Annotated in this window: 25 protein-coding genes; 20 read left to right on the top strand and 5 right to left on the bottom strand. The window is 70.3% G+C overall.

What is annotated here, in order from left to right:
• Positions 1–116 precede the first annotated feature (116 nt).
• From ENE75_RS12665 to ENE75_RS12640, 6 genes are all read left to right on the top strand, one after another.
• Positions 117–791, top strand: a complete 675-nt coding sequence (locus ENE75_RS12665; protein ID WP_128198662.1) for a cytochrome b/b6 domain-containing protein — start codon at positions 117–119, stop codon at positions 789–791.
• Positions 792–819: 28 nt separating this feature from the next.
• The gene (locus ENE75_RS12660; RefSeq protein ID WP_128198661.1) at positions 820–1332 is read left to right on the top strand and encodes a GNAT family N-acetyltransferase; all 513 of its coding nucleotides are present in this window, start codon (positions 820–822) and stop codon (positions 1330–1332) included.
• Positions 1329–2150 (top strand): HpcH/HpaI aldolase family protein, encoded by an 822-nt coding sequence (locus ENE75_RS12655; RefSeq protein ID WP_128198660.1) that lies wholly within the window; start codon positions 1329–1331, stop codon positions 2148–2150. The genes ENE75_RS12660 and ENE75_RS12655 overlap by 4 nt, the downstream gene beginning before the upstream one ends.
• 69 nt (positions 2151–2219) lie before the next feature.
• Positions 2220–3074 (top strand): aldose 1-epimerase, encoded by an 855-nt coding sequence (locus ENE75_RS12650; RefSeq protein WP_128198659.1) that lies wholly within the window; start codon positions 2220–2222, stop codon positions 3072–3074.
• Positions 3074–3976: an SMP-30/gluconolactonase/LRE family protein gene (locus ENE75_RS12645; protein ID WP_128198658.1), complete on the top strand. Its 903-nt coding sequence runs from the start codon at positions 3074–3076 to the stop codon at positions 3974–3976. The genes ENE75_RS12650 and ENE75_RS12645 overlap by 1 nt, the downstream gene beginning before the upstream one ends.
• Positions 3973–5592 (top strand): glycerol-3-phosphate dehydrogenase/oxidase, encoded by a 1620-nt coding sequence (locus ENE75_RS12640; RefSeq protein ID WP_128198657.1) that lies wholly within the window; start codon positions 3973–3975, stop codon positions 5590–5592. The genes ENE75_RS12645 and ENE75_RS12640 overlap by 4 nt, the downstream gene beginning before the upstream one ends.
• A 12-nt stretch (positions 5593–5604) precedes the next feature.
• On the opposite strand, the gene ENE75_RS12635 is transcribed toward ENE75_RS12640, so the two are convergent.
• Both ENE75_RS12635 and ENE75_RS25710 read right to left on the bottom strand, forming a co-directional pair.
• Positions 5605–6225, bottom strand: coding sequence for a thioredoxin family protein (locus ENE75_RS12635; RefSeq protein WP_128198656.1), 621 nt, complete (start codon positions 6223–6225; stop codon positions 5605–5607).
• 38 nt (positions 6226–6263) lie between these two features.
• Positions 6264–8411 carry a protein-disulfide reductase DsbD family protein gene (locus ENE75_RS25710; protein WP_128198655.1) on the bottom strand — a complete coding sequence of 716 codons (2148 nt, stop codon included), beginning with the start codon at positions 8409–8411 and terminating at the stop codon, positions 6264–6266.
• A gap of 218 nt (positions 8412–8629) precedes the next feature.
• On the opposite strand from ENE75_RS25710, the gene ENE75_RS12625 reads away from it, so the two are divergent.
• The 13 genes from ENE75_RS12625 to ENE75_RS12565 all read left to right on the top strand — a co-directional run bounded on the left by ENE75_RS12625 (position 8630) and on the right by ENE75_RS12565 (position 19724).
• Positions 8630–9118, top strand: a complete 489-nt coding sequence (locus ENE75_RS12625; protein ID WP_128198654.1) for an ATP synthase subunit I — start codon at positions 8630–8632, stop codon at positions 9116–9118.
• Positions 9119–9149: 31 nt separating this feature from the next.
• Positions 9150–9983, top strand: a complete 834-nt coding sequence (gene atpB, locus ENE75_RS12620) for a F0F1 ATP synthase subunit A (protein ID WP_128198653.1) — start codon at positions 9150–9152, stop codon at positions 9981–9983.
• Positions 9984–10037: 54 nt separating this feature from the next.
• Positions 10038–10301 carry a F0F1 ATP synthase subunit C gene (gene atpE, locus ENE75_RS12615; RefSeq protein ID WP_128198652.1) on the top strand — a complete coding sequence of 88 codons (264 nt, stop codon included), beginning with the start codon at positions 10038–10040 and terminating at the stop codon, positions 10299–10301.
• Between the two features lie 90 nt (positions 10302–10391).
• Positions 10392–10862, top strand: coding sequence for a F0F1 ATP synthase subunit B (locus ENE75_RS12610; protein ID WP_128198651.1), 471 nt, complete (start codon positions 10392–10394; stop codon positions 10860–10862).
• A gap of 2 nt (positions 10863–10864) precedes the next feature.
• Positions 10865–11407, top strand: a complete 543-nt coding sequence (locus tag ENE75_RS12605; RefSeq protein WP_128198650.1) for a F0F1 ATP synthase subunit delta — start codon at positions 10865–10867, stop codon at positions 11405–11407.
• Positions 11408–11422: 15 nt separating this feature from the next.
• The gene (gene atpA, locus ENE75_RS12600) at positions 11423–12976 is read left to right on the top strand and encodes a F0F1 ATP synthase subunit alpha (RefSeq protein WP_128198649.1); all 1554 of its coding nucleotides are present in this window, start codon (positions 11423–11425) and stop codon (positions 12974–12976) included.
• Positions 12977–13005: 29 nt separating this feature from the next.
• Complete coding sequence (gene atpG / locus ENE75_RS12595) at positions 13006–13890, top strand: F0F1 ATP synthase subunit gamma (protein ID WP_128198648.1); 885 nt, start codon at positions 13006–13008, stop codon at positions 13888–13890.
• Positions 13891–13928: 38 nt separating this feature from the next.
• A complete protein-coding gene (gene atpD / locus ENE75_RS12590) occupies positions 13929–15329 on the top strand; it encodes a F0F1 ATP synthase subunit beta (RefSeq protein WP_128198647.1) in 1401 nt (466 codons plus the stop codon).
• Positions 15330–15455: 126 nt separating this feature from the next.
• On the top strand, positions 15456–15872 hold the full coding sequence (locus ENE75_RS12585; protein WP_128198646.1) for a F0F1 ATP synthase subunit epsilon: 417 nt from the start codon (positions 15456–15458) through the stop codon (positions 15870–15872).
• A gap of 93 nt (positions 15873–15965) precedes the next feature.
• Positions 15966–17528 carry an acyl-CoA synthetase gene (locus ENE75_RS12580; RefSeq protein ID WP_128198645.1) on the top strand — a complete coding sequence of 521 codons (1563 nt, stop codon included), beginning with the start codon at positions 15966–15968 and terminating at the stop codon, positions 17526–17528.
• On the top strand, positions 17525–18316 hold the full coding sequence (gene ppk2 / locus ENE75_RS12575; RefSeq protein WP_128198644.1) for a polyphosphate kinase 2: 792 nt from the start codon (positions 17525–17527) through the stop codon (positions 18314–18316). The genes ENE75_RS12580 and ppk2 overlap by 4 nt, the downstream gene beginning before the upstream one ends.
• A 142-nt stretch (positions 18317–18458) precedes the next feature.
• Entirely contained in the window at positions 18459–19064 is a 606-nt protein-coding gene (locus ENE75_RS12570) for an SRPBCC family protein (protein ID WP_128198643.1), read from the top strand.
• 9 nt (positions 19065–19073) lie between these two features.
• Positions 19074–19724 carry a nucleotidyltransferase family protein gene (locus ENE75_RS12565; RefSeq protein WP_128198642.1) on the top strand — a complete coding sequence of 217 codons (651 nt, stop codon included), beginning with the start codon at positions 19074–19076 and terminating at the stop codon, positions 19722–19724.
• Between the two features lie 6 nt (positions 19725–19730).
• Here the strand turns inward: ENE75_RS12565 and ENE75_RS12560 are convergent, their stop codons facing one another.
• The 3 genes from ENE75_RS12560 to ENE75_RS12550 are packed head-to-tail and all read right to left on the bottom strand — an operon-like array spanning position 19731 to position 21770.
• Positions 19731–20249: a TPM domain-containing protein gene (locus ENE75_RS12560; protein WP_128198641.1), complete on the bottom strand. Its 519-nt coding sequence runs from the start codon at positions 20247–20249 to the stop codon at positions 19731–19733.
• Complete coding sequence (locus ENE75_RS12555; RefSeq protein WP_128198772.1) at positions 20249–21118, bottom strand: TPM domain-containing protein; 870 nt, start codon at positions 21116–21118, stop codon at positions 20249–20251. The genes ENE75_RS12560 and ENE75_RS12555 overlap by 1 nt, the downstream gene beginning before the upstream one ends.
• A 58-nt stretch (positions 21119–21176) precedes the next feature.
• Positions 21177–21770 (bottom strand): LemA family protein, encoded by a 594-nt coding sequence (locus ENE75_RS12550; RefSeq protein ID WP_128198640.1) that lies wholly within the window; start codon positions 21768–21770, stop codon positions 21177–21179.
• A gap of 74 nt (positions 21771–21844) precedes the next feature.
• Here ENE75_RS12550 and ENE75_RS12545 point away from each other — a divergent pair, with 74 nt between their 5' ends.
• Positions 21845–22630 (top strand): hypothetical protein, encoded by a 786-nt coding sequence (locus tag ENE75_RS12545; RefSeq protein WP_128198639.1) that lies wholly within the window; start codon positions 21845–21847, stop codon positions 22628–22630.
• Positions 22631–22633 lie beyond the last annotated feature (3 nt).

Below are 22633 nucleotides of genomic sequence, written 5' to 3'. Positions count from 1 at the left end.
CTGTGCGCCGTGGCGGCATTGCAGCCGGACGCCGCAGACCGGCTATCGTGGCGCCGAACGCACGTGGCCCCCTAGGCTGCAGCTCCAGCCCTGCATTCCACCGTGAGACCCGCCTCATGCCTGCCGACACCCCCACCCTGGTCCGCATCTGGGACCTGCCCACCCGCCTGTTCCACTGGGCGCTGCTGACCGCGGTGCTCGGCGCCGTGGTCAGCGCCAAGTCCGGCCAGATGGACTGGCACCCCCGCTTCGGCTATGCGGTCTTCGCCCTGCTGGCCTTCCGCCTGCTGTGGGGCGTGGTGGGCGGGCGCTGGTCGCGCTTCGCCAGCTTCGTGCGCGGGCCGGGCACGGTGTGGCGCTACCTGCGCGGCACGGCCACCGCCGGCGAACGGCTGGACGTGGGCCACAACCCGCTGGGCGCGCTGTCGGTGCTGGCGCTGCTGGCGGTGCTGGCGGTGCAGGTGGGCACCGGCCTGGTCAGCGACGACGAGATCGCCTTCACCGGGCCGCTCAACGCGCTGGTCTCCACCGACACCGGCCTGGCCGCCACCAGCTGGCACCGCGGCTGGGGCCAGTGGCTGCTGCTGGGGCTCGTGGGGCTGCACCTGGCGGCCATCGCGGCCTACACGATGCGGGGCAAGGGGCTGGTGTCGGCGATGTGGCTCGGCGACAAGGCACTGCCGCCCGACACCCCGCCGAGCGCCGACGGTCCGGCTCAGCGGCTGCTGGCGGCCGTGCTGCTGGCCGGCTGCAGCCTGGGCGTCTGGTGGGTCGTGACCCGGTGGGGTTGAACCCGGCATAGACTTCGGCCCACTGCCGATGGAAGTGCCACCGATATCCCTGGTCGAGCCGGACACGCCGGCGCTGCTGGACGCCACGCGCGAGATCTTCCGCGAGTACGCCGGTTCGCTGTCGGTGGACCTGTGCTTCCAGGGCTTCGAGCAGGAGCTCGCCGCCTTGCCCGGCGACTACGCCGCGCCGCACGGCGTGCTGCTGCTGGCCTTCGTCGACGGCGCGCTGGCCGGCTGCGGCGGCTTCCGCCCGCTGCCCGAAGCCGACCACCCCGACGCCTGCGAGATGAAGCGCCTGTTCGTGCGCCGGGCCTTCCGCCGCTTCGGCCTGGGACGCGTGGTGGCGCAGGCGCTGATCGACCGCGCCACGGGGGCCGGCTATGCATCGATGCTGCTGGACACGCTCGACGAGATGGAGGCCGCGCGCGGCCTGTACGAGTCGCTGGGTTTCGTCGAGATTCCGCCCTATTACTACAACCCGATTCCGGGGGCACACTACCTGAAGGTCGATTTGACCGGCACCCCGGGGGCCCTTCGATGAACCCGTTTCGCCACCTGCTCAAGGCCTGCGGCAGCCAGCCGCCGATCGGCACCTGGATCATGTCCGGCAGCCCGCTGGTGGCCGAGGCGCTGGGCTGCGCCGGCTTCGACTGGGGCGTGGTCGACATGGAGCACAGCCCGCTGGACATGCGCGACGTGGTGCACCTGCTGCAGGCCATCGGCAACACGAAGATGGTGCCGGTGGTGCGCGTGCCCTGGAACGACGCGGTGGTGGTCAAGCGCGTGCTCGACGCCGGGGCGACCACCGTGCTGTTCCCCTTCGTGCAGAACGCCGAAGAGGCCGCTGCCGCGGTGGCGGCCACCCGCTACCCGCCCGACGGTATCCGTGGCATGGCCGGCATGAGCCGGGCCACGCGTTTCGGCACGCGCGCCGACTACCCGCGCCACGCCAACCGCGAGATGGGCGTCATCGTGCAGCTCGAGACCGCCGACGCGCTGGACCGGCTGGACGAGATCGCCGCCGTGCCCGGCGTGGATGCTCTGTTCGTCGGGCCCGCCGACCTGTCGGCGTCGATGGGTTACGTCGGCCAGAGCCTGCACCCGGCGGTGATGGACCGCATGGCCCGCGCCGCGCGCCGCGCCGCCGAGCTGGGCAAACCCATCGGCACACTGGGCATGAACGCGCAGGCCTTGGTGCAATACCGTGCACTGGGCTACTGCTTCGTCGCCCTGGGCGCCGACCTGGGCCTGCTGATGCAGGGCTCACAGGCGGCGCTGCAGGCGCTGCGCAGCCCGCACGACGAGGGCCACGTGCACACGCTCAGTGATGGCACCGTCACCGGGGCCAGTGCGTACTGACCACCACCGCGTGCCGCCCGAACCTTCCGCCGCTCCGCGGCCCCTACGCGCGCCGCGAGCGCGTCCTGCATGACCGAATCCCTGACCCTCGAACTCACCCGCGGCCCGCTGCGGCTGGCCTTGCGCCCGGACCTCGGCGGCTGCATCGCCGGCCTTTGGTTCGACGGCCTGCAGGTGCTGCGCAGCACCGAGCCGGCGGCGCTCGAGCGCTCCCGGCTGTCGGGTTGCTACCCGCTGCTGCCGTACTCCAACCGCCTGGGCTACCGGCGCTTCCGCTGGCACGGGCGCGAGTACACGACGCAGCCCAACTTCGACGACAACCCGCACTCGGTGCACGGCATCGGCTGGCAGCGGGCGTGGACGGTAGAGTCGGCGCGGGAGGACGACGCCGTGCTGGTGCTGCAGCATGCAGGTGACGCCGACTGGCCGTTCCCCTTCACCGCCCGGCAGGCGGTGTCGCTCACCGACGAGGGGCTGAACCTGGGGCTGTCGATCACGAACACGGGCGAGGCGGCGGCGCCCTTTGGCCTGGGCTGGCACCCGTACTTCCCCAAGCGCCAGCGCAGCCGGCTGCACATCGAGCTCACCGAGCGCTGGGACAGCGATGCCGCCGGCCTGCCCACGCGGCGCGTGCCGCAGCAGGGCATCGATGGCGACGTGGCGCACCTGGACTTCGACCATTGTTTCGAGGGCTGGAGCGGCCCGGCGCGCGTGCGCGACGAGAAGCTGGCGCTGCGGCTGACCTCCTCGCTGCCCTACCTGGTGGTGTTCACGCCGCCGCTGAAGGATTACTACTGCGTGGAGCCGGTCAGCCACGTCAGCAACGCCATCCACATGGCCGAGCCGGCCAAGGCCGGGCTGCGCACGCTGATGCCCGGCGAACACCTGGACGCCTGGTTCAAGCTCGAGATCAGCCGCCCCTGATGGATACCCCGGTCTTCGAGCCGCTGCCGGTGCCACCGTCGCAGCTCGGCGAATCGCCGTTCTGGCATCCGGACGACTCGGCGCTGTACTGGTGCGACATCCCGGGCCGCACGCTCAACTGCTGGCACCCCGGCCGCGCACAACACCGCCAGTGGGCCTTCGACACCGAGCCCGCCTGCGCTGCGCCGCTGCCCGGTGGCGCGCTGCTGCTGGGCATGCGCGACGGCTTGTTCCGTTTCGACCCTGCCACCGGCGAACGCACCCGCCTCGCGGCGCCGCCGTACGACCCGGCCGAGGAGCGCTTCAACGACGGCAAGGCCGACCCGCAGGGCCGCTTCTGGGCCGGCACGATCTACGAGCCGCGCACGGCGCCGAAGGCGGCGCTCTACCGCTGGGCCGGCGGCAAGCTCGACCGCGTCGCCGGCGACATCACCACCAGTAACGGCCTGGCCTGGCGCCCCGACGGTCGCACGCTGTACTGGAGCGACACCAAGGCCCACGTGGTGCGCGCCTTCGACGTCGACCCGCTGGACGGCAGCCTGTCGCGCGGGCGCGAATTCGCACGCTTCGCGCCACGCGGCGATGGGCAGCCGCTGGAGACCTACGGCGGCCGGCCCGATGGCGCCGCCATGGACATCGACGGCGGCTACTGGGTGGCGATGTTCGAAGGCCAGCGTCTGCTGCGCCTGGCGGCGGACGGCAGCGTGACACGCGATCTGCGCCTGCCGGTGCGCTGCCCCACGATGCCGTGTTTCGGCGGTGCCGACGGGCGCACGCTGTTCGTCACCACCGCACGCCAGGGCCGCCCGGCCGACGAACTGGCGGCGCAGCCGCTGGCCGGCTGCGTGCTCAGCCTGCGCGTGGACGTGCCCGGCCTGCCGGTGAACTTCGCACGGCCATGAGTGGGCCGGCACAGACCACCCACGGTGCGCCGCTGGACCGGGCGGCGCTGTGGGCCCGCGTGCGCGCGGCCGAGCCGTTCGACCTGGTGGTCGTCGGTGGTGGCGCCACCGGCTGCGGGCTGGCGCTGGATGCCGCGGCACGCGGCTTCAGCGTCGCGTTGTTCGAGGCCGAGGACTTCGCCAAGGGCACCTCGTCGCGCGCCACCAAGCTGCTGCACGGCGGCGTGCGCTACCTGGCGCAGGGCGACGTGGGCCTGGTCCGCGAGGCGCTGCACGAACGGGCCGCCGTGCTGCACAACGCGCCGCACCTGGCCAGCCGCCTGCCGTTCGTGATGCCGTCGTACCACTGGTGGGAGCGCGGCTTCTACGGCATGGGCCTCAAGGCCTACGACCTGTTGGCCGGGTCGCGCTCGCTGGGCGACACCGAGTTCCTCTCGGCCGGGCGCACGAAGACCCTGCTGCCCAACGTGCGTGCGCAAGGCCTGGCCGGCGGCGTGCGCTACTGGGACGCGCAGTTCGACGACGCCCGCCTGGCCGTGGCGCTGGCGCGCACGGCCGCCGCCCACGGCGCGGTCGTGCTCAACCACGCGCCCGTGACCGGTCTGCTGCGCGAGCAGGGCCTGGTGCGCGGCGTCACCGTGCGCGGGCCCGACGGCGACGTCCACGTGCTGGCGCGCTGCGTCGTCAACGCCACCGGCATCTGGGTGGATGCGCTGCGCGACATGGACCGTGACGTCGACACGCCGCACCGCCCGCCGCTGGTGGCGCCCAGCCAGGGCGTGCACCTGGTGGTCGACCGCGGCTTCTGGCCAGGCGACCACGCGCTGCTGGTGCCCAAGACGCGCGACGACCGCGTGCTGTTCGCCGTGCCCTGGCTGGGCAAGACCCTCCTGGGCACGACCGACACGCCGCGCGACCGGGTACAGCACGACCCGCTGCCGCTGCGTGCCGAGGTCGATTTCATCCTCGACGAGAGCGCGCGCTACCTGTCCCGGCCGCCGGGCCGCGACGACGTGCGCTCGGTCTGGGTCGGCATGCGCCCGCTGGTCAAGCCGCAGGCCGAGGATGGTGGCGACACCAAGGCGCTGTCGCGCGAGCACACGGTGCTGGTCGGGCGCTCGGGCCTGGTCACGGTGACCGGCGGCAAGTGGACCACCTACCGGGCGATGGCCGAGGACGTGCTCACGCGCTGCATGGCGCGCGGCCTGCTGCCGCCCCGGCCGGGCGGCGCCACGGCCGGCCTGCCGCTGGTGGGCGCGCAGGCCACGCACCGCACGCTGGTGGTCCCGCCGGGGGCACACCTGTACGGCGCCGAGGCGCAGACACTGCAGGCGCTGCCCGGGGCCGACCGCTGGCTCTGGCGCGACCCGGAAAGCGACGCCCCCGTGCTCAGCGAGGCCATGGTGCGCTTTGCCGCGCGGCATGAACTCGCGGCCAGCGTGGAGGACGTGCTGGCGCGGCGCAGCCGGCTCCTGTTCCTGGATGCGCGGGCCGCTGCGGGCCTGGCCGACGACGTGGCCGCCATCCTGGCGGAGGAACTGGGCGACGACGTCGATGCCGCCGCGTCCAGCGCGGCCTTCCGGACGCTGGCGCAGGGCTACGCGACCCTGCCCTGAATCACGCCCGGATCATTCGCCGGCGTTGCCGTACTTGACCGTGCAACCGTAGGCCCGTGTGGCCGGCGTGCTGACCGGCTTGCCGGCCATCGACTCGGCCAGTGCCACCTTGACGTGGTTGGTCGCACCCGGGATGTCCGCCGGGTTGGCGCTGGGCTTGCTGTCGATGGCGCCGGCGTAGACCAGGGTGCCCTGGGGGTCGACGATGTACATGTGCGGCGTCGTGCGGGCGCCGTAGGCGCGGCCGACCTTGCCGTCCTCGTCCATCAGTGTCGCGGTGGCGGCGGCACCCTGCTCCTTCATCCAGGACGCCAGCTTCGCCGGCGCCAGGTAGTCGCCGTGGTCGGGGGTGGTGGAGTTCACCGTCAGCCAGACGGCGCCCTGCGTGGTCGCCGCCTTCTGCGTGGCCTGCATGTTCTGCGCGCCGTAGTGCTTGCGCACGTAGGGGCAGCCGGGGTTCACCCATTCCAGCACCACGTGCTTGCCCTTGAAGTCGGCCAGATTGACGGTGCGACCGCTGGTGTCGGTGGCGCTGAAGGCCGGCGCTGGCTGGCCGACGGTGGCGCTGGCCAGCGCGGGCATGGCAAAGGCCGCTGCAGCGGCCAGCGTCAGGGCGTGGAACAGGGGCTTCATCGGGCACTCCTCGCGGTGGGGTGAAGGGGGTTGGCGGCTCAGAGTGTCGCCAAGGCCCCGGTGACCTCGCCGACACTGAGGATTTCCGACAGCAGTTGCGGCGCGGGGTTCCCTGGCCGGTAGAGCGCGTACACCGGCACGCCGCTGCGCCCCAGGCGCGTGAGTTCGGCGGTGATGGTGGCGTCTCGCCGGGTCCAGTCGGCCCGCATCAGGCGCACGCCCTTGTCGGCGAAGGCGGCCTTCACGGCCGCGTCCGCCAGTGTCGTGCGCTTGTTGTACTGGCAGGTCACGCACCAGGCGGCGGTGAAGTCCACGAACACCGCCTGGCCCTGCGCATGGGCCTCGGCCACGCGCTCGGGCGACCAGGCCTCCCAGCCGTCGGCCACGGTGCCGGTGGCGTTGGCGGCCACAGCCTCCTGCCGAAGCGCCGGGCCGGCCCAGGCCAGCGTCAGGCCCAGCAGAAGCACGCCCACCGTGCCCCACACGCGCTTGACGCGTGCGGAGTTGGTCGGCGAGCCCAGGGCCCAGGCCAGGAAGGCCAGCGCCACCAGCGTACCCAGCAGCGCGGCCGCGCCGTCGATGCCGGTCTGGTGCCCCAGCACCCACACCAGCCAGACCACTGTGCCGAACATCGGGAAGGCCATCAGCGTCTTGAAGGTGGCCATCCAGGCGCCCGGACGAGGCAGCAAGCGCGCCACCGCCGGGAAGGCGCTGGCGGCGAGATACGGCAGCGCCATGCCCAGGCCCAGGGCGGCAAAGACCACCAGCGCCTGCGCCGCGGGCAGCGTCAGCGCGAAGCCCAGCGAAGCGCCCATGAACGGCGCCGTGCACGGTGCGGCCACGGCCACGGCCAGCACGCCGGTGAGGGCTGAATCAACCAGCGGGTGCCGGGCCTGCGCCGTGGCCACGCTGTCCGGCAGCACGCTGCCGACCTCGAACACGCCCAGCAGGTTCAGGCCGATCAGCGTGAAAAGCGCCGCGAGCACCGCCACCACCGGGGGCGACTGCAGCTGGAAGCCCCAGCCCAGCTGCTCGCCGCCGGCGCGCAGCGCGATCAGCAGGGCCGCCAGGGCCACGAAGGACAGCACCACGCCGCCGGTGTAGGCCAGGCCGCCGGCCAGCAGGCGGCGGCGGTCGTGGGCGTGATGGGTGAAGCCCAGCACCTTCAGCGACAGCACCGGGAAGACGCAGGGCATCAGGTTCAGCAGCAGGCCGCCGACGAGGGCGAAGGCGATGGCCAGCGGCAGGCCCAGGGGCGACGTGGCCGGCGGGCTCGCTGGCATGGCGTCCGCGGCGTCGGCGTGTGCTGCGCTCGACGTCGGCGTGGCGCCCACCGCGGGCCAGGGCCCGGTGACGGCCACCGCCACCTGCGCGCCCGCCAGTTCGCCGCGCGCCACCAGCACGGCCGGGATGAGCTCGGGGCTGTCGCTGCGCTGCGGGTCCAGCGGCACCTCGGCCGTCCAGCGCGCACCCTCCCAGCGTTCCACAGGCTTGGCGGCATTGAGGATGACGCCAACCGTCTCCGGAAAGAAGGCCACCTCGCGCCCCTGCCAGCCTGTGGGCAGGCCGTCCACGGTGACCACCAGCGTCTGGCCGCTGGCATCGCTGCGCACCTCGGCGCGGCCCTGTGCGCCCGGCACGGCCACCGGCAGCGTGTCGCGCAGGTTGGCAAAGTCGTCGGCATGCGCCACGGCCGGGGCGCCGGTGGGCAGCGACAGGCTGAACTCGCCGGACTCGGGGATGCAGACATCCTTGCAGACCAGCCATTCCGCGGCCAGCTTCACGTCCACCGCCGATGCCTTGAAGTCCGCCGGCAGTTGCAGCGCCACCGGCAGCAGCAGCACGTCCTCGTAGCCGAAGTTCACCAGCGGGCCCAGCGGCAGCTTCTTCGGCGTGGGCCACTGCACGTCGCCGGCCTGTGCGCCGTCGGGCAGCGTCCAGGTCAGGTTCGTCGGCAGGCCGGAGTCACCCGGGTTCTTCCAGTAGGTGTGCCAGTGCGGCTGGTGCGCGATGCGCAACGCCAGCTGCATCGGCTTGCCGTGGCCCACGCCCTCCGGGGCATGCGCAACCAGTTCGGCGCGGACCTGGGGCGTCGTCACGACCGCACCCTGCGCCGCCACGGTGGCGGGCGTCAGCAGCGGAACGCAGAGGGAGAGCAGCGCGGCAAGGCGCAGAGGCAGGCGCATCGCAAAAGGGAGCAGGCAGGGACGATGGAGTTCCGCGTCGGCACGGAGGTCGGCGACGCGGCGCGCAGCCTGCAAGTGTCGTTGATCGACGCCCCACCTTTCATGGCAGGGGCCTGAGTGGGGCGACCATACCCGACCTGGATCAAGGTATCCCCTGAAGTGGCCGGGTTCTCCCCTATAATCCTTAGGCTTTGCTGATCGCGCCCACGACCTGACCCATGCCGGACCGCACGCGACCCCTCAACGGTCGCCCCGATCCCTGGGTTGACGAGGGCGACGACTCGGCAGCGCCGGCCTTCCGCCCGCTGACACGGGAAGAAGCGCAGGCCCTGCGCGCCAAGGAGCCGCCACTCAATCCGTGGCGGGTCATCGTGGTGCAGGTCCTCGTCGGCGTGCTGGTGGCCGGCCTTGCGGGGCTGGTCTTCGGCAGCAAGGCTGTGGCGTGGTCGCTGCTGTATGGGGCGGCCACCGTGGTGGTGCCGGGGGCCCTGATGGCGCGTGGCATGACCAGCCGCCTTTCCAGCGTGTCTCCCGGCGCCAGCGCCGTCAGTTTCATGTTGTGGGAGGTGGTCAAAATCGCGGTTTCGATTGCCATGCTCATGCTGGCGCCGAAACTCGTGCAGCCCCTGAGCTGGCCAGCCCTGCTGGCAGGGCTGGTGCTGTGCATGAAGGTGTACTGGGTCGCGCTCCTGTGGCGCGGCCGCTGAAGAAGAAGCGAACACGGACGGGAACGAGCACATGGCAGCCGAAGGTCACGCCCCCACCGCTGGTGAATACATCATTCACCACCTGCAGCATCTGCAGGTGGGATCCGGCTTCTGGACGCTGAACGTCGATTCGCTGTTCTGGTCCATCGTGACGGGCGTGATCGGCCTGTGGTTCCTGCGCAGCGTGGCCAAGCGCGTGCACTCGGGCGTGCCGGGGCGCATGCAGGCGGCGGTGGAGTCGCTGGTCGAGATGGTCGACAGCCAGGCCAAGGGCATCGTGCACAACGCCGAGAGCCGCAAGGCCGTGGCCCCGCTGGCGCTGACGGTGTTCATCTGGATCTTCCTGATGAACGCGATGGACCTGATCCCGGTCGACCTGATCCCGTCGATCTGGCACGTGGCCGGCCCGGCCATGGGTGCGCCGGACTACATGCGCGTGGTGCCCACCGCCGACCTGTCGATCACGATGGCGCTGTCGGTCACGGTGCTGCTGATCTGCATCTACTACAACATCAAGATCAAGGGCGCCGGCGGCTGGATCCACGAGCTGTTCTCGGCCCCGTTCGGCAGCCACTTCCTGTTGTGGCCGTTCAACTTCCTGATGCAGATCATCGAGTTCGTCGCCAAGACCGTCTCGCACGGCATGCGGCTGTTCGGCAACATGTACGCCGGCGAACTGATCTTCATGCTGATCGCGCTGATGGGTGGTGCGTTCTTCACCGCGGTGGGCATCCCGCTGGCCATCGGCCACGTGATCGCCGGCACCGCGTGGGCCATCTTCCACATCCTGATCATCACCCTGCAGGCCTTCGTGTTCATGATGCTGACGCTCGTCTACGTCGGCCAGGCCCACGACGCGCACTGATCCCGTTTTCCTTCCCCTTCCCTTTCCAACTCACTGTCCCCTGAGGAGCATTCCATGGAAGTCATCAGCTTTGTCGCCCTGGCCGCCGGCCTGATCATCGGTCTGGGTGCCATCGGCGCCTGCATCGGCATCGGCATCATGGGCAGCAAGTACCTCGAGTCGGCCGCGCGCCAGCCCGAGCTGATGGGCGAACTGCAGACCAAGATGTTCCTGCTGGCCGGCCTGATCGACGCGGCTTTCATCATCGGCACCGGTATCGCGCTGTGGTTCGCCACCGCCAACCCCTTCCTGGGCCAGATCGCCAACCTGCCGAAGTAATTCGGCGCTGGCAGGCCCGCCGGCGTGCCGGCGGTCCGTGGGGTGCTGCCGCCGGCACGCCCCTGATCACCCCATGACGAGGTACGAGACGTGAGCATCAACGCCACCCTCATCGTCCAGATGATCGTGTTCGCGATCCTGGTCTGGTTCACGATGAAGTACGTCTGGCCGCCGATCACGGCAGCCCTGGACGAACGCGCCAAGAAGATCGCCGACGGCCTGTCGGCCGCCGACAAGGCCAAGGCTGACCTGGCCGCCGCCAACGCCCGCGTCGAGCAGCAGCTCGCCGCGGCGCGCGACGACGCCCAGAAGCGCCTGGCCGACGCCGAACGCCTGGCGCAGCAGATGGTCGAGGAGGCCAAGACGCGCGCCAACGACGAAGGCGCCAAGATCGTCGCCGCCGCCCGCGCCGAAGCCGAGCAGGAGGCCGTCAAGGCCCGCGAAGCGCTGCGCGAGCAGGTGGCCGGTCTGGCCGTCAAGGGCGCCGAGGCGATCCTCAAGCGCGAGGTGAACCCGGCCGTGCACGCCGATCTGCTGAACCGTCTGAAGACGGAGCTCTGATCATGGCCGAGCTCGCCACCATCGCCCGCCCCTACGCCGAGGCCTTGTTCAAGGCCTCGACGGGCACCGACGCCGCCACGCTCGGCAGCCAGCTGCAGGCGCTGGCCGAGGTGGCCGCCGACCCGGAGCTGCGCCAGTTCGCCGACAACCCCAAGATCGGCGCGAACCTGGTCTTCAACGTGATCGCCGACGTGCTGGGCCGCAAGGGCATCGTGCTGGCCGACGCCGTGCAGAACCTGCTGCGCGTCGTGCTCGACAACGGCCGGCTCGACGCGTTGCCGGAGATCGTCGCGCAGCACCACGCGCTGGTGAACGCCACCGGCGGCGTGTCCGACGCGTTGATCGAGAGCGCCTTCGAGATCGAGGGTGCACAGCTGGCCGACGTCGTCGCGTCGCTGGAGAAGCGCTTCGGCCGCAAGCTCAATGCGAGCGTCGAGGTCAAGCCCGAATTGATCGGTGGCATCCGTGCGGTGGTCGGCGACGAAGTGCTCGACACCTCCGTGAAGGCCCGTCTGGAACAGATGCGGGTCGCGCTCACCGCGTGACCCCAGGAGAACCCCATGCAACTCAATCCCGCTGAGATTTCCGAGCTGATCAAGAGCCGCATCGAAGGCCTTGCGGCGTCGGCCGACATCAAGAACCAGGGCACGGTCGTCTCGGTGACCGACGGCATCGTGCGCATCCACGGCCTGTCGGACGTGATGGCCGGCGAAATGCTGGAGTTCCCCGCCACCAAGGACGGCGCTGCCACCTACGGCCTGGCGCTGAACCTCGAGCGCGACTCCGTCGGCGCGGTGATCCTGGGCGAGTACGAGCACATCTCCGAAGGCGACACCGTCAAGTGCACGGGCCGCATCCTTGAAGTGCCGGTCGGCCCCGAGCTCGTCGGCCGCGTCGTCAACGCCCTGGGCCAGCCGATCGACGGCAAGGGCCCGGTCAACGCGAAGATGACCGACGTCATCGAGAAGGTCGCCCCGGGCGTGATCGCGCGCCAGTCGGTGGACCAGCCGGTGCAGACCGGCCTGAAGTCGATCGACTCGATGGTGCCGATCGGCCGTGGCCAGCGCGAGCTGATCATCGGCGACCGCCAGACCGGCAAGACCGCGGTGGCGATCGACGCGATCATCAACCAGAAGGGTCAGAACATGACCTGCATCTACGTCGCGATCGGGCAGAAGGCCAGCTCGATCAAGAACGTGGTGCGGGCGCTGGAGCAGCACGGCGCGATGGACTACACCATCGTCGTCGCCGCGTCGGCGTCGGAATCGGCCGCGATGCAGTACGTCGCCGCCTACTCCGGCTGCACGATGGGCGAGTACTTCCGTGACCGCGGCCAGGATGCGCTGATCATCTACGACGACCTGTCCAAGCAGGCTGTTGCCTACCGCCAGGTTTCGCTGCTGCTGCGCCGCCCGCCGGGCCGCGAAGCCTTCCCTGGCGACGTGTTCTATCTCCACAGCCGTCTGCTGGAGCGTGCCGCGCGTGTGAACGCCGACTACGTTGAGGCCTTCACCAAGGGCGAGGTCAAGGGCAAGACCGGTTCGCTGACTGCGCTGCCGATCATCGAGACGCAGGCCGGCGACGTGTCCGCCTTCGTGCCGACCAACGTGATCTCGATCACCGACGGCCAGATCTTCCTGGAGACCAGCCTGTTCAACAGCGGCATCCGCCCCGCCATCAACGCCGGCATCTCGGTGTCGCGGGTGGGTGGTGCGGCGCAGACCAAGCTGATCAAGAGCCTGTCCGGCGGCATCCGTACCGACCTGGCCCAGTACCGGGAACTGGCGGCCTTCGCCCAGTTCGCGTCCGACCTCGACGCCAGCACCAAGAAGCAGCTGGACCGCGGCGCGCGCGTGACCGAACTGCTCAAGCAGGCCCAGTACAGCCCGCTGCCCATCAGCCTGATGGCTTCCACGCTGTACGCGGTGAACAAGGGCTACCTGGACGACATCGACGTCAAGAAGGTTCTTGCCTTCGAGCACGGCCTGCACCAGCACCTGAAGTCCAGCCACGCCGCCCTGCTGCAGAAGCTGGAGAGCGACAAGGCCATGGACAAGGCCGCCGAGGAAGAACTCGCCGCTGCGATCACCGCGTTCAAGAAGTCGTTCGCCTGATCCCGCACGCCTAGACAAGGAGCAACGTCATGGCGGTCGGAAAAGAGATCCGCGGCAAGATCAAGTCCTTCGAGAACACGAAGAAGATCACGAAGGCCATGGAGATGGTCGCGGCATCGAAGATGCGCAAGGCGCAGGAGCGCATGCGTTCCGCGCGCCCGTACGCCGACAAGATCCGCAACATCACGGCCAACCTGGCGCAGGCCAACCCGGAGTACCGCTCGCCGTACATGCGGCAGGCGGGAGGCGCAAAGAAGGTCGGCTTCATCCTCGTGACCACCGACAAGGGCCTCTGCGGCGGCCTGAACACCAACGTCCTGCGTGCGCTGACCAACAAGATGCGCGAAGTGCAGGACGGCGGCGGCTCGGTGCAGGCGGTGGCCATCGGCAACAAGGGCTTCAACTTCTGCAACCGCATCGGCGTGCCGGTGGTCAGCCACGCGGTGCAGCTCGGCGACACGCCGCAGCTGGAGAAGCTGATCGGCCCGGTCAAGGTGATGCTGGACGCCTTCGTGGCCGGCGAGCTGGACGCGGTCTACCTCTGCTACACCAACTTCATCAACACGATGCGGCAGGAGCCGATGGTCGAGCCGCTGCTGCCACTGTCGGCGGCGCGCCTCGAACAGACGGAAGCGGAGAAGTCGCAGTATGGCTGGGACTACATCTACGAGCCGGACGCGCCCACCGTCATCGACGAGCTGCTGACGCGCTACATCGAGGCCCTGGTCTACCAGGCGGTGGCCGAGAACATGGCGTCGGAGCAGTCGGCGCGCATGGTCGCGATGAAGGCCGCCACCGACAACGCCGGCAACCTGATCGCCGAGATGAAGCTCATCTACAACAAGACGCGTCAGGCGGCGATCACGAAGGAACTCTCCGAGATCGTCAGCGGCGCGGCCGCCATCAGCGGCTGAACGCCGCCCAAACGAATTCAGTCTGAAGGATCTACAAAATGGCACAAGGCAAGATCGTCCAGTGCATCGGCGCCGTGGTGGACGTCGAGTTCCCGCGCGACCAGATGCCCCGCGTGTATGACGCGCTGAAGCTCGAAGGTTCGGCCCTGACGCTGGAAGTCCAGCAGCAGCTCGGCGACGGCATCGTGCGCACCATCGCGCTGGGCTCGTCCGACGGCCTGCGCCGCGGCCTGATGGTCAGCAACACCGGTGCGCCGATCACGGTGCCGGTGGGCAAGGCCACGCTGGGCCGCATCATGGACGTGCTGGGCAACCCGATCGACGAGCGCGGCCCGGTCAGCACCGAGCTGACGGCCTCGATCCACCGCAAGGCGCCGACCTACGACGAGCTGAGCCCGTCGACCGAACTGCTCGAGACCGGCATCAAGGTGATCGACCTGATCTGCCCGTTCGCCAAGGGCGGCAAGGTGGGTCTGTTCGGCGGCGCCGGCGTGGGCAAGACCGTGAACATGATGGAGCTCATCAACAACATCGCGAAGGCGCACTCGGGTCTGTCCGTGTTCGCCGGCGTGGGTGAGCGCACCCGTGAGGGCAACGACTTCTATCACGAGATGAGTGATTCGAAGGTCGTGGTGCAGGAGGACCTGAGCCAGTCCAAGGTGGCCATGGTCTACGGCCAGATGAACGAGCCCCCGGGCAACCGTCTGCGTGTGGCGCTGACCGGCCTGACGATCGCCGAGTCGTTCCGCGACGAAGGCCGTGACGTGCTGTTCTTCGTCGACAACATCTACCGCTACACACTGGCCGGCACCGAGGTGTCCGCGCTGCTGGGCCGGATGCCGTCGGCGGTGGGCTACCAGCCGACGCTGGCCGAGGAGATGGGCAAGCTGCAGGAGCGCATCACGTCCACCAAGGTCGGCTCGATCACCTCGATCCAGGCCGTGTACGTGCCCGCGGACGACCTGACCGACCCGTCGCCCGCCACCACCTTCGCCCACCTGGACGCCACCGTGGTGCTGTCGCGTGACATTGCCGCGCTGGGCATCTACCCCGCCGTGGACCCGCTGGACTCCACCAGCCGCCAGATCGACCCCAACGTGGTCGGCGAGGAGCACTACGGCGTCACCCGCGCCGTGCAGGGCACGCTGCAGCGCTACAAGGAACTGCGCGACATCATCGCGATCCTGGGCATGGACGAACTGTCGCCCGAGGACAAGCTGGCCGTGGCCCGCGCGCGCAAGATGCAGCGTTTCCTGTCGCAGCCGTTCCACGTGGCCGAGGTGTTCACCGGCAGCCCGGGCAAGTACGTGCCGCTGAAGGAGACCATCCGCGGCTTCAAGATGATCGTCAACGGCGAGTGCGACCACCTGCCGGAGCAGGCCTTCTACATGGTTGGCACGATCGACGAGGCGTTCGAGAAGGCCAAGAAGCTGCAGTAAGCGGCGCACGCGGGCGTCATGCGTCGTTGCCGTACTCAGTGGACGCGAGTCCACTTCCGTGCGGCGCCTAGCCTGACACCCGCCTGCTTGCTTTCTGAACCTTCTTCCAGACGTTAAGGAGCCGAGATGGCAACCATCCAGGTCGACGTGGTCAGCGCGGAGGAGAACATCTTCTCCGGCCTGGCCAAGTTCGTCGCGCTGCCGGGCGAGAACGGCGAGCTCGGCATCCTGCCGCGCCACACGCCGCTGATCACCCGCATCAAGGCCGGCGCCGTGCGCATCGAGCGTGCCGACAACGGCGAGGAGGAGTTCGTCTTCGTCGCCGGCGGCATCCTCGAGGTGCAGCCGGGCACGGTCACCGTGCTGGCCGACACCGCGATCCGCGGCCACGACCTCGACGAGGCCAAGGCCGCCGAGGCCAAGAAGCTGGCCGAGGAAGCGATGAAGAACGCCAAGAGCGACATCGATTTCGCCAAGGCACAGAGCGAGTTCTCTGCGATGGCGGCGCAGATCGCCGCGATCGCCAAGCTCCGCAAGAAGTAAGCGCAGCACCGCACCCGACCCCACGGGGCCGACACCGCGCATGCGGGTCGGCCCCGTCTGTTTTCATCCGGCGTGCGGCGCTAGGCTGGGCGCATGGACACCTCGCTCATCCGCCGCCACACGATCGGCGACCTGCTGCACCGCAGCGCCGCCCGACACCCGCAAAAGCCCGCCATCGCTTGCGGCGACGTGCGCTGGACCTACGCCGAGTTCGACGCGCTGTGTGACCGCCTGGCCGCCGGGCTCGCCGGCCAGGGCATCGAGCGCGGCGATCGCGTGGCGATCCTGGCACGCAACTCGCACGCCTTCGCCGCCATGCGCTTCGCGCTCGCCCGCCTGGGTGCGGTGCTGGTGCCGATCAACTTCATGCTCAAGGCCGATGAGGCGGCCTACATCCTGCGCCATGCCGGCGCGCGGCTGCTGGCCACCGACACAGGCCTGGCGCCGCTGGCGCGCGGTGCGGCGGCGCTGGACACGGCCGTCGAGCGTCTGCTGTGGCTGCCGGCAGAGGACCCGTCGGCGCCGGAGCCCGGCATGCTCGACTTCCACGACCTGGCCGCCTGCACCGGCACACCGCCCGACGTTGCATTGAAGGGCGAGGACCTGGCGCAGATCGTCTACACCAGCGGCACCGAAAGCCTGCCCAAGGGCGCGATGCTGACGCACGACGCCGTGCTCTGGCAGTACGTCAGCTGCGTCGTCGATGCCGGCATCGACCGCAGCGACCTGATGCTGCACGCCCTGCCGCTGTACCACTGTGCGCAGCTCGACGTCTTCTTCGGCCCGGCCATCTACGTGGGCTGCAGCAACGTCATCACCGGCAAGCCGGTGGCCGAGCACCTGCTGGCGCTGATCCAGCAGCACCGCATCAGCAGCTTCTTCGCGCCGCCCACGGTGTGGATCGCGCTGCTGCGCTCGCCGGCCTTCGACGCCACCGACCTGACCAGCCTGAAGAAGGGCTACTACGGCGCCAGCATCATGCCGGTGGCGGTGATGCAGGAGATCCTGCAGCGCATCCCCGGCCTGAGGCTTTGGAACCTGTACGGCCAGACCGAGATCGCGCCGCTGGCCACCATGCTCGGCCCGGAGGACCAGCTGCGCAAGCCCGGCTCCTGCGGCCGCGCCGTGCTCAATGTCGAGACTCGTGTGGTGGACGACGCCATGCAGGACGTGAAGCCGGGCGAGATCGGCGAGATCGTGCACCGCAGCCCGCAGCTGCTCAGCGGCTACTTCCATGACGACGAGCGCACCGCGGCGGCTTTCGCCGGCAGCTGGTTCCACAGCGGTGACCTCGCGACCATCGACGACGAAGGTTTCATCACCGTCGTCGACCGCAAGAAGGACATGATCAAGACCGGGGGCGAGAACGTTGCCAGCCGCGAGGTCGAGGAGTGCATCTACCGGCTCGACGGCGTCAGCGAGGTGGCCGTGGTCGGCCTGCCGCACCCGACCTGGGTGGAGGCCGTGACCGCGATCGTCGTGGCCAAACCTGGTGCCCTGCTCGACGAGGCCGCGGTGCTGGCGCACTGCCAGACGCACCTTGCCGGCTTCAAGGCCCCCAAGCGCGTGCTCTTCGTCGACGCGCTGCCGAAGAATCCCAGCGGCAAGCTGCTCAAGCGCGAGCTGCGGCAGACCCATGAAGGACTGTTTGCATGAGCAAGAAGAAGAACGGCAAGCTCGGCAAGGCCGAGTACTACGAAAAGCTTGGCCCCATGGAGGTCGAGCTCAACGACATGGCGCGCTGGCTGCAGCACACCGGGCGGCGGCTGGCGGTCGTGATCGAGGGCCGCGACACGGCCGGCAAGGGCGGCGTGATCTCGGCGATCGCCGACACGCTGAACCCACGCCAATGCCACACCGTGGCCCTGCCCAAGCCCAGCGACCGCGAGCGCACGCAGTGGTACTTCCAGCGCTACGTGGCGCATCTGCCGGCCGCCGGCGAGATCGTGCTCTTCGACCGCAGCTGGTACAACCGCGCCGGCGTCGAGCCGGTGATGGGTTTCTGCACCGAGGACGAGACCCGGTCTTTCCTGAAGCAGGCGCCGGTGTTCGAGAGGCTGCTGGTGGACGACGGCATCCTGTTGTTCAAGTACTGGCTCACGGTGGACCAGGCGCAGCAGGAAGAGCGCTTCGCCGAACGCCAGCAGGACCCGCTCAAGCGCTGGAAGCTCTCGCCCATCGACGTCAAGGCGCGCGAGAAGTACGCCGACTACGGTGCGGCCCGTACGCGCATGCTCAAGGCCACGCACACCCGGCACGCCCCCTGGACGCTGGTCGACTTCAACGACCAGCGCCGCGGCCGCCTGACGCTGATCCGCGACCTGCTGGACCGCCTGCCCGATCACGACGTGCCGGAGACCCTGGTGGACCTGCCGCCGCTGGGGCACAAGCCGCTGAAGGAACGCTTCACCGCTGGGTTGAAGCCGATCCGCCGACACCCCTGAGCCTTCGTCCACCGGTGCGTCCGTGCCATTCCGGCACAGGACCGCCATTTGCACGCCTCTTCATATCGGGTTCAGGCGCGGTGGTGCAGCGGGCGGGGACATGGTCCGATCGTGGCAGGAGCAATCACCGCACAATCGCGCCATGGAAGTCAGACTCGACAAGCAGTACCCCATCGACGCGAGCATCGAGCAGGCCTGGGCCGTGCTGGCCGACGTGCGCGCCACGGCCGCCTGCATGCCCGGCGCGCAGATCACCGAGCAGCTGGACGACACGCACTACAAGGGCATCGTCAAGAGCAAGATCGGTCCGGCCATGATGACCTTCAACGGCGACATCGAGGTGCTCGGCCTGGACGCCGGCCTGCGCCAGCTGAAGATGCTCGGCAAGGGCGCGGACAAGTCCGGTTCGTCGGCCACGATGAACCTGACGGCACGGATCGAACCCGGCGATGCAGCAAACGGCTGCCGGCTCGTCGGCGAAGCGGTGATCGTCGTCAGCGGCAAGCTGGCGCAGTTCGGCAGCCGGCTCCTGGTGCCGGTGTCCGACGCCATGCTCAAGCAGTTCGCGGGCAACTTCAGCGCCGCTGCCGCGGCGGTGGCGGTGGCGGTGGCGGCGCCTGCCGCCGGCAGCGCGCCGGCGGCGGCCCCCGCCGCGCCGGTACCGCAGCCCACCGAGCTGAACGCGCTGGCGCTCATGTGGCAGGTGGTCAAGGCCTGGTTCGCGCGCCTGTTCGGCCGGAACGCCTGACGGACCCTGATGTCCGACCGGGCCGTGCCCGCGCCCACCATCGCCGGGCTCGTGCTGGCGGCCGGACAGGGCGCCCGCCTCGGCGGCCGTCCCAAGGCGCTGCTCCGGCTCGATGGCGTGCCGCTGCTGCAGCGCGTCGTCGCGGCCCTGGCGGACGCCGGCATCGCGGAGGTGGTCGTCGTCACCGGGCACCATGCCGAACAGATCGAGCCGCTGCTGGCCACGCTGCCCGTTCGCGGCATCCGCAACCCGCGCCCGCAGGACGGCCCCACGTCGTCGCTGCGCGAGGGGCTCGCGGCCGTGTCGTCTTCGGTGTCGGCCATCGTCGTCGCGCTCGCGGACCAGCCGCTGCTCGACGCGGCCGACGTGGCCGCCCTGCTGGAGGCCTGGCGCCGGCGCCCCGCCGGCATCGACGTCCTGTATCCGCAGGTGGATGGCCAGCGCGGCAACCCGGTGATCCTGTCCGCCGCCGTGCGCGACGACCTGATGTCCGCGCCCCCCACGTTCAGTGCCCGGGCGTGGCAGGCGGCACACCCGCAACGCTGCCTGCCGTGGAGCACCGACAACCGGCACTACCGCGTCGACATCGACACCGCCGAGGACCTGGCGCGTTTCGCCAGCGAGACCGGGCACGTGCTGCACTGGCCGCAGACGGCCTGACAGCGCTCAGCGCAGGTCCACGCGGTCGCTGAGCTGGTTCGGGTTGGCGTCGCCCGCGCCCAGCGGGAAGTGCTGCACCAGCAGGGCCTCCACCGCGTCGATGGCATCCATCAGGCCCGCTTCGTAGCGCCCGGCGCGGAAGGCCTCGCGCATGCCGGCCAGCACCGTCTGCCAGTGGTCCGCCGGCACGTGGCGCGCCAGCCCGCGGTCGGCCACGATCTCGATCGCGTGTTCGGCCAGCAGCAGGTAGATCAGCACGCCGTTGTTGTGCTCGGTGTCCCACACGCGCAGCTTGCCGAACAGCGTCACCGCCCGCTCGCGCGCGCCCAGCCGCTGCCACAGGTAAGATAGCGGCAGTCCGGCCTCGACGCTGATGCGGATCTCGCCGCTGTGCCGGCGCTCGCTGCCGGCCACGCGGGCGGCCAGGCGGTCGAGTGCGGTGTCGTCCAGCGCGCGCCGGATGTCGGTGTCGTCGATCCAGCGGTGCTTCAGGAGGCGCAGCAGGCGGTTGGAGGAACGGTCCATCACCAGTCTCCCGACGCGCCGCCGCCGCCGAAGTCGCCCCCGCCACCGGAGCTGAAACCGCCCCCGCCGCCAAAGCCACCCCCGCTGCCGCTCCAGCCACCACCCCAGCCGCCGTGGTCGCCGCCGGGGCCGAAGATGATGGGCGGCCCGCCCCGCCGACGGCCGGTGCGCGTGATGTTGCGCGCCGCGCTGCCGATGCCGAACAGCCCCACCAACACCACCGACGCCAGCACGGCACCGGCGGCCAGCAGCACGCTGGCGGTGACCATCCAGGCGATGCCGCCGGAGAAGGCCGACGTGGCCAGCGTGCCCAGCTTGCGGCCGAAGACACCGGTCATCACGGTGCCGATCACCGGCACCACGATGAAGAAGAACATCAGCAGCTCCTCGACCTGCCAGCCGGTGTCGCCCACGGCCTTCTTCGCCGGGGCGGGCAGGTCCTCGCCACGGATGCGGGCGATGAGCTGGTCCACCGCCGCGTCCAGGCCGCCGGCGTAGTCGCCGGCTCGGAAGGCCGGCGCGATGGCGCGGTCGATGATCTGGCGCGCCGCGAGGTCGGGGATGGCGCCTTCCAGCGCCTTGGCCGGCGCGATGCGCACGCGGCGGTCGTCCTTGGCCACGACCAGCAGCACGCCGTCGCCCACGTCGCGGCGGCCGATCTTCCAGGCGTCGCCAAGGCGCTGCACGTAGTCGGCGATGTCCTCCGGCGCCGTGCTGGCCACCATCAGCACCACGATCTGCGGGCCGGCCTCGGCCTCGAAGGTGGCGAGCTTCTGTTCCAGCGCGGCGACGCGGTCCGCCGGCAGCGTGCCGGTCTGGTCAATCACGCGCGCCGACAGCGGCGGCACCGGCACCAGGCCCGACACCATACCCTGCGCCCACGCCGGCCCCGCCAGCGCGAGCCACAGGATCAGCAGGCGCAGCACCTTACTTGCCGAACTCGACCTTCGGCGGCTGCGAGATCTCGGCCTCGTTCTGCACCGTGAAGCTCGGCTTGACGTCGTAGCCGAAGACCATCGCGGTCAGGTTGCTGGGAAAGCTGCGCGCCAGCACGTTGTAGTCCTGCACCGCCTGGATGTAGCGGTTGCGCGCCACGGTGATGCGGTTCTCGGTGCCTTCGAGCTGCACGCGCAGGTCCTGGAAGCCCTGGTTGGCCTTCAGGTTCGGGTACTGCTCCACCACCACCATCAGGCGCGACAGCGCGCTGGAGAGCTCGCCCTGCGCCTGCTGGAACTGGTTGAAGGCCGCCGGGTCGTTGATCAGCTCCGGCGTGGCCTGGATGGAGGTGGCCTTGCTGCGTGCCTCGACCACGCGCGTGAGCGTGGTCTGCTCGAAGTCGGCCTCGCCCTTGACGGTGGCCACGATGTTGGGGATCAGGTCGGCCCGGCGCTGGTACTGGTTGAGCACCTCGGCCCAGCCGCTCTTGACCTGCTCGTCCAGGCGCTGGAAGTCGTTGTAGCCGCAGCCGGACAGCAGGGCGGCGAGGCCGAAGGCGATCAGCAGGCGTCGGAACGTGGTCATGGACTCCTCCGTGTGACGCCGCGCAGATGGGGGCAGCGACCTGTTTTCAAGGGCAGACCTTATAGCATCGGCCCGTGCTCTCCCCCGACCAGGCCCTTGCCGCGGCCGCCCGCCCACCCGCGCATGTCGCCCCCCTGCCGCGCCGTGCGCTGGTGATCGGTGGCGGCGGCGTGCTGGGGTCCGCGGTCGTCGAGCGCCTGCTGGGCAGCGGGCGCTTCGCGCATGTCGGCGTCTGGACCGTGGTGCCGCTGCAGACCGCGTTGCGCCGGCTGGAGCCGCTCGGCGAGCCAGACTGGGCGACGTTCACGGCCGACACCGCCCTGGTCGTCTTCGACCGCGCGCGGCATGCCAATGGCCGTGACGAGGCCTTCGGCCGCCCCGACCCGGCGGACCTGCCGGCGCTGGCGGCGCGCCTGCAGGCGCTGGGCGTGCACACGCTGGTGGTCGTGGTGCCGCATGCGCCGGGGCTGCTGCCGCAGGCGCTCAAGGCCGGGCTGGCGTCGCTGGACGAGGGCGCGGTGGCGGCGCAGGGCTTCGCCCACCTGGTCTTCATGCGTCCGGCCCAGGTCGGCGGTGCCGATGCCGCAGGGCTGGCCTTGCCAGGGCGGCTGGCGCGCTGGCTGCTGTCGCAGCTGCATTGGCTGGTGCCGCAGCGCGAGCAGCCGGTGCGCAGCCACACCGTCGCGCGGGTGGCCGCGCGGCTGGCGGCCGCGCTGCCGTCGGCCGCCCCCGGGGCGCGCGTGATGCCGCCAGAGCTGCTCTGGGCGGCGGCCCAGCGCCCGGACGACGACAGCGTGGTCGATGCCTGGCTGCGCGATGGCCAGCTGCCGGACGTGGCCGGCGCCCGTCAGCGCTGGTGAGTC

The sequence above is a fragment of the Rubrivivax albus genome (genome assembly GCF_004016515.1).
Taxonomy (GTDB): Bacteria; Pseudomonadota; Gammaproteobacteria; order Burkholderiales; family Burkholderiaceae_C; genus Rubrivivax; species Rubrivivax albus.
The sequence above is the reverse complement of the archived record's forward strand: the minus strand, read 5'-3'. Positions and strand labels throughout refer to the sequence as shown.